This window comes from Ekhidna sp. (genome assembly GCF_964218185.1).
GTDB lineage: Bacteria > Bacteroidota > Bacteroidia > Cytophagales > Cyclobacteriaceae > Ekhidna.
In genome coordinates, this window is the sequence record NZ_CAXPLV010000005.1 from 90,761 (window position 1) to 103,566 (window position 12,806).

Here is a 12,806-nt window from a genome sequence, read left to right on the forward strand (position 1 = left end):
AATCAGGCTTTCTTTGCCAGCAACTGACGCTGTACTTCAAAAGCCTCCCGCTGCTTTTGCTCGCTGGCTTGCGGGTTGGATTTCGCTAAGACATACGCTTCATGCATCAGCTTGTCGTACTGTCTTTGAAGGGTGGTTATGCTCGATCGTTTGAAAAACTTTAACATAGAATTACTGGTTTCAATTTTCTTGGTTTGATCATTAGACGATCACTTCCAGGAAAACCCTCCCATCACCCTTCAAATTTCTCTACAGGTGGTTAGCATAGGCATAAGCAATCAATTCGTTTGCCGTTGACAGCTTAAGCTTTTTCAAGATATTTTTTCGATGCGTTTCAACTGTAAACTCACTGAGAAACAACTGATCAGCAATGGCTCGGGTAGTGAGACCAGACTTCACCAAATGAATAATTTCCATTTCGCGCTCCGTCAGAAGCTCAATGGAGTGTGGGTTCGAGATCTCCTCATCACGCTCTACAAACACGGTCTCACCAGCACATACCCTATTGACCATTTCCTTCAGGATTGAGGCATCTGTTGTTTTGGGAATGAAGCCATCAGCTCCATTTTTTCTTCCTTGTTTGATCAAGTGAGGTGCCTGTATCATTGATATCAGGATCACCTTAGCCTCCGGATATTTTTCTTTGATTTGAACGCAAATATCCAGCCCACTCAGTTCCCCAAGTTGTATATCAATGATGTATAAGTCTGATTGGACTTGTGATAATTCGTCGATGAAACTCTGCGTGACATTATGCACTTTTTGTAACTGAAATGCTCCGTCTTCATGGAGAATTCGGGCAAGCCCATCTGCAAACAGGCGGTGATCATCTACGATGGTGAATGAGATTGGTTTTTTCATAATGCCGAGGAGATTGGTATGGTGATGATAATGGTGGTGCCGGATCGCTTATCGGAAACCATGTGTACGTTTCCGCTAAATCGTGCTGCTCGCATGCGAATGTTGGAAAGACCCATGCCTTCATTTTTTTGATTGGTATTAAAGCCACATCCATTGTCTTCTGCAATGATTTGAAGCTGATCTTCGTCTATGAGGACCTGAATCGTAGCAGAAGAAGCCTTGGAGTGTTTAATGATGTTATTGATAATTTCAGAAACCATCCGGTAAGACGATAGAGACAATTCCTGAGAAACAATCCGATCATTTCCCTGGGTTAAAATGCTAAGTTTCACCAGCTGCAACTCATTGATCTCGCTTGCTCGCTGCTTGACTGCATGAAATAAGCCATCTTCCAAAATGTTAGTGACCGAAAAATTTCCAAGAAAATAACGAAGATCTGCACTCGCCTTATTGGCCATCTTCACCAGGTGTTCATCGTGGGTATAGCTGTTGGTAATGATCAGTTTGATCGCACTCACAGTAGCCCCCAGATCATCATGAATATCCCGGGCTATCTGGATGCGTTCCCGTTCCTGAGTTTCGATTTCTTTCTGGTACAATTCCGTTTGATGGTCTGCTTGTTCTTTCTCAAGCTTGAAGTTCTTTTTTAGTGTGTTTTTATACCTCCACCCAATCAAAAGACCGTAGAAAGTAAACTCACCACAGAGTGCCCAAAAAAAGTAGTTCGGATAGGTAATGTCATAGTAAGTCAATACTCCTTCGTAATTGAGAACGTATCCAGCCGCATTGAAATAGAATAGGAGCAATGCAAGTGGTACATAAACGATCGCCTGTTTTGGCGTTTTAATTTGACTCAAAACAAGGATTGACAGCACAATCATTAGCAATATGGCAATCACCACACACCCATTCCAGATCAATCTGTAAAGACCGTATTCTATATTGAAATCTTCAAATACAAATAGTGCAACGGTAACCAGAAGACCGATGATCAGACCGATCCAATTAAACCAGTTTAGTGGCCGTGAAAATCTATCTTGTGGATTACCTAGAGCGAAGCTGATGATCAGATAATGCAATCCACATCCGATTACAGTAAGGCCAATCACCGACAATCTTGTCAAAAAATAAAAGGAGACCGGACCTGGGAAAAACACAACGAGCAGCTCCTCCTTTAAAACCACTATGGTGACGATGGCCAGATAGATTGCCAGTAATAAAAATATCCGCTGGCCTGTGATGATCCCCAAAACAAAGCTGAAGAAACATAATAGTAACAGCGCACCTACAATAAAGCCAATGGACCAATAAAACTTCTTTTCCCAAAGCAGATTATGAGCAGGTGTGGTAAAATCTGTCACGGCGTGTTGAGGTGTACTCACATTTCTTACTTTCATCAATAGGGAAGCTGCTTCTCCCGGAGCTAAAGTGATTTCGTTGGCTAGAAACCTCGTTGGGACTTTACGTTCTCTGATTGGTCTTCTGAACAGGGCTGTATCCATTGGACTCCATCCTGCATCCCCTTTTTGATAAATGATGGTAGTGTCTGCATGCGAGTAAAGACTCCACCAATAGCTTTCTGTCTTTTCGGATTCATTTTTCACATTCAAAAAGATCCAGAGAGGATAAGGGTTCAGTCCCAACTTCAATCGTGTGGATGACTTCCAACTGGAAAACTGACCCTGATCCAGGGCTTTGATTGCTTGAGACAATGAAGGGTTAGTCGAATCATCGACCCAGTAAACTGCATAGTTTGAAAGGTCCTCCAGGTTTGCTCCTTCTATACGCAGGGTGTCTCCCACTCCCTGTGCAATCACCGGGATGGTCAGCATCTTCAAAAGCACACAACACATGATCGTTCGTTTCACCATCTCAAAACTGCTTAGTTATAAAGTCAAAATAAATACCTGTAAGTAGGTATTGTTAGGCGGACACAACAACATAACCTTTGTTAAGCACTTTACTCAAATTAAACTGACCGTCAAATGAAGCATTTAATATCCAGACTATTACCATACCTACTTACTGGTTTCCTATGTATTTCATGCGGTGGTGATTCAGATAATAACAGCCCTTCGCTTGATCACGATGGAATCTACCATGGAGCAGCCTACAACGGCACCACTGTCATTGGCGTTTTTACGCTCACCGTTTCATCAGGTAATGTGGTGGGCACATATTACAGCGGGTCAATTGCCAATGTTTTCACGGCAATAGTTGCGACCGGAGGAAATGCAAACTTCGAATTTAATCTGCTCGATGGAACTACTGTTTCAGTTTCTCTAGCGATTTCATCCGACACAAAAATCACAGGCTCTTTCGATGACTCAGAGGGAAATGTAGGGTTGATAACCGGGTACGGTAGCCACACGGACTATGATGGAAATTATAGTGGAACCTTAAAAGCTTTTGGCCAGAATCCCATTGGGACCTATAGCATCATGGTTGAGAATGGATTTGTCACCGGCGATTTTTCTACAACTCCTATTTATGGATTTGTTGATGGAGATGGCGAATTAATAGGTAACGCTGTGTTTATTGACGAGTCAATTATCTCGCTCTTTGCTACCATATCTGAAGGAGCAATGACTGGCAGTTATACTAAAACGGACAATACAACTGGCACCATCGAAGGAATTGGTGGTGGAGGATGCCCGGAGACGGTGACGGATATTGATGGAAACATCTACACTACCATTTTAGTGGGTAACCTTTGCTGGACCGTTGAAAACCTGAGAACCACCAAATACAGAGATGGATCTTCCATCCCAACTAACCTAAGCGGAACTGCATGGGAAGCATCCACAACTGGAGCCTATTCAGATTTTGGGGGAACAATCGGCTATGCAAATACTTACGGTTTACTCTACAACTGGTATGCTGTAACTGACACCAGAGGGCTTTGTCCGCAGGGGTGGCACGTGTCTACACAGGCAGAAGCACTAGAGGTTATCAATTCGTTAGGAGGTACTACCGTAGCAGGTGGAAAACTCAAACAAACAGGAACGGTCGAAGCAGCTACCGGTCTGTTTTTTGCCCCTAATACAGCTGCTACTGATGAAATCGGTATGACATTAAAGCCGGGCGGTTACAGAAAAAGAAAAATCAACGTGGGAACTGCTCACGAAGATGGAGCCTATCAGGATATCAATTATATCGGGGCATTTTGGAGCAGCAGCGAAGCTAATGACACGCACGCCACTCTATCATTTGCAGTCTATCATAGCGCCGAATATGTAGATCAACTTGCATTGAAAAAAAGCGATGGCTACAGTTGCCGATGTGTGAAAGATCAATAAAAGTTTACCTTCCTGAAGGCTAAAAATGTCAAATCCTAGCTAGCGTTATCAATTAGGATGCAATTTAGGGATAGATTTTAACTAATCATTGACCTACTTTTGCACCCTAATTTCAAACCATGGACGAGGCTAAAAAATCATTGAATTTCATTGAGCAAATGATCGAGAAGGATCTGAAGGAAGGCAAACATGACTCTATCGTGACCCGCTTTCCTCCGGAACCTAACGGATATCTTCACATCGGCCATGCCAAGTCTATTTGCCTCAACTTTGGATTGGCAAAAAAATATGGCGGAAAGTGCAATCTCCGCTTTGACGACACCAATCCCGAAAAGGAAGAAACCGAATACGTAGAGTCCATCAAATCAAACATCAAGTGGCTGGGTTTCGACTGGGAAGATCGTGAATATTACGCTTCAGATTATTTTGAGCAGCTATATGAAATGGCCATTAAGCTGATAAATAAAGGGTCAGCTTATGTGGATGACCTATCACAAGAAGAGTTTAACAAGCTGAAGGGTACTCCTACTCAGCCCGGAAAACCAAGTCCCTACAGAGACCGCTCGCCTGAAGAAAACCTGGACCTGTTTCAACGGATGCGCTCAGGAGAGTTCAAGAATGGAGAAAAAGTATTGAGAGCTAAGATCGATCTCAGCTCTCCTAACATGCATATGCGTGATCCTATTTTATATAGAATCAAACAGCTGCCACATCACCGCACCGGATATCAATGGTGCATTTACCCAACCTATGACTTTGCACATGGTCAGTCAGATTCGATTGAGGGTGTCACCCATTCCCTTTGTACGCTGGAATTTGAAGTACACCGACCTTTGTATGAGTGGCTGATCAAGGAATTGGAAATCTTCCCATCCAAACAAACCGAGTTTGCCCGACTGAATCTCAGCTACACCATCGTAAGTAAGCGGAAGCTACGCGAGTTGGTAGAGGAAGGACATGTGTCCGGCTGGGATGACCCCCGCATGCCTACACTCTCAGGCATCAGAAGAAGAGGATTCACTCCTGCTTCTATCCGAAAATTTGCTGATACGATCGGAGTAGCTAGAAGAGATGGTATCACAGATATTGCTGTTCTCGAGCATGCAGTAAGGGAAGACCTGAATGCAACAACTAATCGGGTGTTTGGTATCATGAATCCGCTCAAAGTGATCATCACCAACTGGCCGGAAGACAAGGTGGAGATGATGACCGGGGTAAACAACCCAGGCGATGAATCTGCAGGAACACGAGAGATGCCTCTGACAAGGGAAATCTATGTAGACCAGTCAGATTTTATGGAGGATCCACCAAGTCCTAAAAAGTGGTATCGTTTAGGTCCGGATCGCGAGGTACGATTGAAGTTTGGATACATCATCAAATGCACGGGCTACAAAAAAGCAGACGATGGCTCCATCGAGGAGCTGTACGCCGAGTATGACCCGCAAACCCGAAGTGGACAGGACACCAGCGGAAAGAAAGTGAAAGGAACGCTAGGGTGGGTCTCTGTGCCTCATGCGGTGAACGTAGAGGTGCGTGAGTACGATCGCCTGTTCAAAACAGAAAACCTAAACACAATCGAGGACGATTTTAAAAATCACCTGAATCCGGATTCCTTAACCATCAACAAAAAAGCAGTGGTGGAACCTTCACTGAAAGATGCGAAAGTTGGTGACCAGATGCAGTTTGAGCGAATCGGATATTTCCGTGTGGATGAAGACTCTACTCCTGATAACCTTGTGTTCAATCGGACGATTACGTTGAGGGATAACTGGGCGAAGTAACCCCACCGAAACGTCATTCCGGCCTTGTGCCGGAATCTTTGAGATTCCTGATCTTCACTTCGTTTCGTCAGGAATGACGTTCTAGGTTAGTTCGTTCTAGGACTCCAAATCTCATACATTGGATCTCCTTTGCTGCTTTTGCCGGAGTGGTGCCACTTGCCTTCAACAAGTTCATAGTTGAATTCCAGTCTCATGCCTACACGGCTATCATCACGTGAAAAGAACTCCAGATTTTCGGTGTACTTACCATCCACGGTGGTGTACGTTCCTCCTCCCGTACCCATGAATTGTTTCGTTGCTGTGTTGTAAGCAATCCATTGAAATCGCTTCCCTGAAAGTATCTTCATTGTTTTCCTTGGGCCGCTAGTGTCCCGCTCCTGTACCTCTCCATCTCGTTTTCTCCCTGACATCAGCCATGCCCCGGCCAGGTCTCCAGGCTCCCCTGCATCTACACGTGTTGCCCACGTTTCCGAACGTACAATTCTAAGCTTATCATTCCCATCAAATTCAATTTCAAAAGAGGAAGCCTTGCCAATCTTAGACGTATCACTCGTATGAAATTCCGGCACTTCGGTCATCGTGTTTCCCTCGAGTTTCCAGCTACCGCCATTCGTTTCAATAAATGCTCCGGTTTCAGCATCAAACCAGGCTGCTGCCTGATAGTTTTCCGTAAAGGTGACCACTCCTTTTACTTTTTGACCATCATCTCTGGTCTCGGTCCATTCCCAGGCTCCAATAGGACTCTGAGCAAAGGTCAATCCTGACAGAATAGTCAATATAGCTGCAATGGTATTTCTCATGACGTTTAGTTTTTTCAAATGAATACATAAATATACCCATTAGTAGGTATGTCTTTTTAGTCCCAAACAAAAGAGCTTTATAAATAAAAATAAGATGGAAAAAATAGTTAAAATTTTTAGCGTCCTACTTCTTGTTGTGATGTCCACTTCCTGTGGAAGTGATGACTCAGGCCCTGAAATATCAACAGAATTTGATGGGGTCTATTATGGTGTAATTACTGATGGCTCAGTGCAGATCGGAAACTATACCATGGTCATTGTGGACGGACAAGTCAGTGGGTCCTTCAACGATGGATTCGAATCCAAGACTTTTTCTAGTACGGTAAATCCTGGTGGAACAGTGTTTATCGAGATTGCTTACTCAGATGGTTATACTGTTTCTGTTACTCTGTCTCTTCAGGGAGGAGCCGTTGCTGGCAGCTGGACAGATAATGAAGGAGGAACTGGCGGTGTAGCAGGTGCCCCTGAATCCACAACTTTCGATGGTAGCTACAGTGGAACAGCTTCCTCTGGCGGAACAGTGATTGGTAGCTTCTCTGTGACTATCGTTAATGGAAAAATAACGGGAACCTATACGGAGGACGGAGAAACCACAGCAATCAATGGATTTGTTGGGAGCTCTGGTTCTATCACATTCAATATTTTCTTTTCCGATGGAAGTGTTACCTCGCTTAATGGTACCATTTCCGGAAATACCATTTCCGGGACATTCAGCTACTCTGAAGGAGGGTCAGGAACATTCACCGGTCAAAAGAACTAAAAAATAAAGGGTGCAGAAAAATGCTGCACCCTTATTACTATCTCTTTCCGGGTTTATAGGTTTCCTCTGCCCTTGCCTCCACATCTTCCCGATAGTAGGCTGCCTCCTTGAATTCTCCTCTGGCATACATCTCTGCCTGATCATCAAAATGGGGTGAATTTGGGTCACTGCTTTGACCACCGGCCAAAATAGTTTTAGCCCTTACTCTATCTCCAAATTCTACTGCAGCTACGAAGCTATTTCCTCGTGTACCATAAATTTTATTCACATCATGATTTCCACGCATGCCGTAAGCTGCAAGATGCCCCCACCATGCCGTGGTATACCCAACCGGAATGCTTGGCGCATTATCATCAAAAGAGGCGTCAATATCACCTGATAATCTTTGGAATCGATTCACTTCTCCCCAGGGGATCAGCCAGGTTCCGTACCGAGAGTCCATTTCTTCAATGGCTATTTTGAAAACGCGTAAACGCTCGGCTTCTGCAAGACCCGTCCCGTACCAATGAAATCGGTCCGGACCCACCAATTCTTCGGGTGCTGATGCGTGTTGAAATAACGCTCGGCCATAAAAATGAGCAAGTGTCATCGCCTTGGAATCAACACCTGTTGTGAAATCCCAAGCTCTTAATTCCTCCATCGCATCCCACATCGTTTTGTCTTTATTGCTATTGTCATACGCTTCAATCAATCCGGGAATTACTTTTTCAAATGCTGGCAAATACGGATTGTACCCTAGTTCAATCAGGCCGTCCAATGAAAGATTCTCCACCTGAGTAAGCAATCGAATAGCATTTACGCCTCTGAAATTCTCCGGAAAAGAAGTCATGTAGTAGGGGTAGTTTTCTCTTTTCGGGCTATGCTCGGCAGCCGCTGTGAATGGGGTAGAGTTGCAATTTTGTATCCAGCCATTGGGTGGATTTTTGACAATGATGGTCTCATCCAACTCGTGCAAACCTTGCCAATCGGTGGCGGGATTGCTGCCATCCACGGGTTGTGAGTGATCAAACTGTACATCTCGCTTCGGAATAAAGTTGCCATGGTAGTAGGCAATGTTGCCTTCCGAATCAGCGAAAACCGTATTGTTGGATGAGTTGGTTCGGATGTTCATCATCTCATGAAATTCATCCAGGTTTTTCTTTTTCGATCGGGTGTATGACTGGGTGAGTGCATCCACGGGCTTCCACATCAGCGCAGTTGCTGTCCATTTCCCGTCTGTCTCGTGGGTAATCGGTCCATGATGCGTTCGATAGATGGGGAAAGTCCTTTCTTTCACTTCCTCCCCGTCCTTGTATTTCAGCGTTACTTCTTTTTCTTCTACTTCCCGCTCTTCATCTCCATATTGATAGTACAGGCCACCCTCTCTTTCAATGATGGTTTCCTGAAATTCATCGATGATGTCTGTTCCTGTTGAGGTATGCATCCAGCCCGTGTTTTCATTGAAGCCCTGATACACAAAAAACTGCCCCCAGGTCACCGCACCGTAGGAATTGAGTCCTTCCTCGCTCACCACATGCACTTCTCCCCTAAAATAGAAAGAGGTGTGCGGATTGATCAGCAGCATCGCATTGCCCGATTCAGTTAGATCACCTGAAATAGCAAACCCGTTGGAACCTTGGGGTTCTTCGAGGAGGGGTTTGTCTTCAAAAGCTCCTCCCCCTAACCCCCTCCAAGAGGGGGAGACAATCCTCTCACGGCCGATGAGATAAGCTTCCTTATGTCCCTCTTCTGGAGAGGGGTAGGGAGAGGACATATTCAAAATGCTTATCTCATTGGCATCCATATTTTCATAAAAAGATTTGATGCGCCTTGTGGATACCCGTTCAATATCCCCTCCGATAGAACCCTCTGTAAAATACATGGTCATCCATGGCTCATATTTTTGGATCACCTTTGGTTCCACCTCCGGATGAGTGTGCAGGTAATAATTGATGCCATCCGCCCAGGCCTCACACAATACTTTCAGCCAATCAGGAGCAGACTCATAGGTTGCTTTTGCTTCCTCTTCGGTCATGAAAAGTCGTGCTCTCAAATCGCTGTAAAGCGCCTCTTCTCCCTCAGCCTCTGCCAGCCTTCCGATTGCCCAGGTAAAGTTTCGCTCCACCCTTCGAAAATCATCCTCACATTGCGCATACAGCAATCCAAAGACCGCATCTGCATCTGTTTTTCCATAGATATGTGGCACTCCAAAGTCATCACGAATGATGGTTATGTTTTCTGCCTGTGCTGTCCACTGCTCTATTTCTGAGTTTGAGGATTGGGGTGAGCAAGCTATAAGTAAAATGAAAAGAAGGGTGAGAATCCGATACATAGGTTTGGGTTGAATTTGATGTTTATCAAATATATCCATAAAATGAGACCAATATATTTTTGGTCATCCTGAACTTGTTTCAGGATCTGTGTAGTTTTCACAAAAGATTCTGAAATAAATTCAGAATGACACTGCTTTTTTATGTCTACCGAAAACATTAGCCTCTGGATCATGGCGATCCTGTATGTCCTCGCAGGAGTCAACCACTTCCTGATGCCTCGCTTCTACGAAAGCATTATTCCACCTTTTTTCGGAAATAAAAAGCTGATCAACTGGCTGAGCGGAATTGCGGAAATCATGCTTGGGATCATGCTCCTCATTCCCGCATATACCTCAATAGCTGCATGGGGTGTCATTCTATTACTCATTGCTGTATTCCCCGCCAACATCTATCATTTCATCAAGGGGTGGCGAAAAAAGAAGATGGTTTGGGTGTTGGCTCTGCGCTTACCTCTCCAATTTGTGCTGATCTGGTGGGCGTATACTTTTACCTAAAAGCAACCTTTCTATTTTTTCCGAATCATTATAGTACGGTCACCAAACTCAAATTATCATGATTCGGAGCTTCTTCAAGATTACCTTTCGCAATTTCCGAAAGAACAAATCCTACGTTTTTATCAATATGCTCGGCTTGGGGCTCTCCCTGGCATGCTGCATTGTAGGCTATCTCAATTGGAAATTTGCTGCTGAATACGATCAAAACCATGAAAATCATGAGCGCATTTTTAAAGTGCAGATCTACAAGGACGTACAAAACCAGCAAGTACCTTATGGTATTTCACCACTCCCCCTCGGAGCTGTAATAAAGGATAAAGTAGCTGGAGTCACCCACACTTCACGGTACATTGAGACCGGGCTCGTGCTCAAAAAAGAACTTAAAGTTTTCAATCAGGGGATCGCTTTTGCTGAAGATGATTTTCTGGAGATGTTCTCCTTTCCCTTAAAGTACGGTGATGCATCTGCTTTCTTTGATCGCAGCAAAATCATACTTAGCAACTATACCTCCAACACGTACTTTGGAGAAGGGGTAGACCCAACGGGAGAGATCATTACAATCATTTCAGAGGAGGGCAATCAGTATCCCATGACCGTTGGAGGCGTGTTCGAGCAAATCCCTCAAAATTCATCTGTGCGATTCAGTGCTCTGACACACTTTGACAATTACCTGAAGATAAGAGATGTTGAGAATGCAGATTGGAAACAATTTGTGGCTGCCACTTTTGTGATGACCGATGGTAGCTTTCCGCAAAATCTATTGGAAGACATCAATGCCAACTATGTAGAAGTACAGAACAAGGCTAGGGACGACTTTAAGATAGGGAGCTATTATGCCGTGCAATTGACCAATCTTGGAAGCATTGCTGAATCCATTCGTGCGAACTGGCTTAGTGAGCCACCTCCACCTCCGGCAGTTGTTGTGCCTATGATCATGGCATTTCTCATGCTATTGATCGCCTGTTTCAACTTCACCAACACCAGCATTGCTATCTCAAGCAAACGACTAAAAGAAATCGGCATTCGAAAGGTGATGGGTAGTGACCGTAAGCAGCTCATTGCACAGTTTATGGGCGAAAATCTTATTCTCTCTTTCCTATCCATGGTAGTGGCATTAGGGTTTGCCTACTTTCTGGTACCGGCCTACAGTGCCATGTGGGATTTCATTACGTTGGAGTTGAACCTGGTTTCCGATAGTGAGATTTACTTGTTCCTGATCGGACTTTTAGTTCTCACTTCTGTGATTGCCGGGGGCTATCCTTCTCTCTACATCAGTGCATACCAGCCAGTAAATATTCTGAGAGGCAGCCTCTCCCTTGGTGGGACTAACTGGTTTTCCAAGACATTGCTGGGTCTGCAGTACATGCTTACCATCATCGCTTTGATTTCTGCACTCGCCTTTACAAATAATGCTGAGTATCAGAACAATCTGGATGTAGGTTTTGAAAAAGAAAATATCATGGGCGTGCGTGTAGAGAATAAATCCGAGTATGATCGATTCTTTAACCTCGCAAGCCAAATGCCGGAAATTGACCAGATCACGGGAAGCACCCACCACATTGGCTGGTGGACGTATGGAAGAACACTCAGGGCAGGTGAGCAGGAAGTGGAATCAGACATGATGAATTTCAGCCTCGATTATAAGGACATCATGGATCTCACCATCAAAGACGGCAGGTACTTTGACAAAGACCTGTACGAGTTTGACAAGGAAAACTCGATCATCATGAATGAGGCGCTTGTAAAAGAGTTTGGTTGGGATGAACCGATTGGGAAAGTGGTTCAGATTGATGACAGTACTCGACTGTCAGTCGTTGGTGTGATGGAAGATTTTTATATGTATGGATTTTTTGATCCGGTGGAGCCGTGTGCATTTAGGTTGGCTGATAACGAAGAAATGAATTTTGTGATAATCAAAAGCGCAGTGAATCCAACAGAGCTCCGTGACAAAATGGAATCCAAGTGGTATGAAGTAGCTCCCAACACCCCTTTCAATGCCTCATTTATGGATGAGGAACTTGCAGGCACAGACTATGTGAATAACAACATCTCCACCATGTTCAAATTCCTTGGGGCGCTGGCGCTGATCCTTTCATCCATCGGACTGTACACGCTCGTTTCGCTGAATATCATTAAGCGTGTGAAGGAAATTGGTGTACGCAAAGTGCTTGGAGCTTCGGTCAATCAAATTCTGGTGCTGATGAATAAGCAGTTCTTTTGGCTTCTCCTGATTTTTGCGATAGTAGGGTCTGTTCTATCCTATCTAGCCATAGATGCTCTTATGGCTTCCATTTTCGCTGTGTATCAAGCGATAAGTGTGTTCACAGTTTTGGCACCATTCATCTTACTAATGACCATTGCAGTCAGTATTGCTTCAAGTAGAATATTCCGAACCGCCACCAAAAACCCTGTGGAGTCATTGCGATACGAGTAATCAGGATATAAAATCGAAACAAAGGGCAGAATCATCGATTACTGCCCTTTTTTAGTTTCGCTAAA

Annotated in this window: 10 protein-coding genes; 5 read left to right on the forward strand and 5 right to left on the reverse strand. The window is 44.4% G+C overall.

Annotation, left to right across the window (positions count from 1 at the left end; all coding sequences use genetic code 11):
• Positions 1–2: 2 nt before the first annotated feature.
• The 3 genes from ACEQZT_RS05770 to ACEQZT_RS05780 form a co-directional block, all read right to left on the reverse strand.
• Positions 3–167, reverse strand: a complete 165-nt coding sequence (locus ACEQZT_RS05770; protein ID WP_370088145.1) for a Lacal_2735 family protein — start codon at positions 165–167, stop codon at positions 3–5.
• A gap of 82 nt (positions 168–249) precedes the next feature.
• On the reverse strand, positions 250–861 hold the full coding sequence (locus ACEQZT_RS05775) for a response regulator (protein ID WP_370088147.1): 612 nt from the start codon (positions 859–861) through the stop codon (positions 250–252).
• Positions 858–2,732 carry an ATP-binding protein gene (locus ACEQZT_RS05780; RefSeq protein ID WP_370088149.1) on the reverse strand — a complete coding sequence of 625 codons (1,875 nt, stop codon included), beginning with the start codon at positions 2,730–2,732 and terminating at the stop codon, positions 858–860. The genes ACEQZT_RS05775 and ACEQZT_RS05780 overlap by 4 nt, the downstream gene beginning before the upstream one ends.
• A 114-nt stretch (positions 2,733–2,846) precedes the next feature.
• Between ACEQZT_RS05780 and ACEQZT_RS05785 the strand changes: the two genes are divergently transcribed.
• Both ACEQZT_RS05785 and ACEQZT_RS05790 read left to right on the forward strand, forming a co-directional pair.
• On the forward strand, positions 2,847–4,160 hold the full coding sequence (locus tag ACEQZT_RS05785; protein WP_370088151.1) for a fibrobacter succinogenes major paralogous domain-containing protein: 1,314 nt from the start codon (positions 2,847–2,849) through the stop codon (positions 4,158–4,160).
• A gap of 119 nt (positions 4,161–4,279) precedes the next feature.
• Positions 4,280–5,941 carry a glutamine--tRNA ligase/YqeY domain fusion protein gene (locus ACEQZT_RS05790; protein ID WP_370088153.1) on the forward strand — a complete coding sequence of 554 codons (1,662 nt, stop codon included), beginning with the start codon at positions 4,280–4,282 and terminating at the stop codon, positions 5,939–5,941.
• Between the two features lie 86 nt (positions 5,942–6,027).
• On the opposite strand, the gene ACEQZT_RS05795 is transcribed toward ACEQZT_RS05790, so the two are convergent.
• Positions 6,028–6,741, reverse strand: a complete 714-nt coding sequence (locus ACEQZT_RS05795) for a membrane or secreted protein (RefSeq protein WP_370088155.1) — start codon at positions 6,739–6,741, stop codon at positions 6,028–6,030.
• A gap of 94 nt (positions 6,742–6,835) precedes the next feature.
• Between ACEQZT_RS05795 and ACEQZT_RS05800 the strand changes: the two genes are divergently transcribed.
• Positions 6,836–7,501, forward strand: a complete 666-nt coding sequence (locus ACEQZT_RS05800) for a hypothetical protein (protein ID WP_370088157.1) — start codon at positions 6,836–6,838, stop codon at positions 7,499–7,501.
• Positions 7,502–7,538: 37 nt separating this feature from the next.
• Here ACEQZT_RS05800 and ACEQZT_RS05805 read toward each other — a convergent pair whose 3' ends face one another.
• Positions 7,539–9,812 carry a penicillin acylase family protein gene (locus ACEQZT_RS05805; RefSeq protein ID WP_370088159.1) on the reverse strand — a complete coding sequence of 758 codons (2,274 nt, stop codon included), beginning with the start codon at positions 9,810–9,812 and terminating at the stop codon, positions 7,539–7,541.
• A gap of 141 nt (positions 9,813–9,953) precedes the next feature.
• On the opposite strand from ACEQZT_RS05805, the gene ACEQZT_RS05810 reads away from it, so the two are divergent.
• On the forward strand, positions 9,954–10,307 hold the full coding sequence (locus ACEQZT_RS05810; protein WP_370088161.1) for a DoxX family protein: 354 nt from the start codon (positions 9,954–9,956) through the stop codon (positions 10,305–10,307).
• A gap of 58 nt (positions 10,308–10,365) precedes the next feature.
• On the forward strand, positions 10,366–12,741 hold the full coding sequence (locus ACEQZT_RS05815) for an FtsX-like permease family protein (RefSeq protein ID WP_370088163.1): 2,376 nt from the start codon (positions 10,366–10,368) through the stop codon (positions 12,739–12,741).
• The last annotated feature ends 65 nt before the right edge of the window (positions 12,742–12,806 follow it).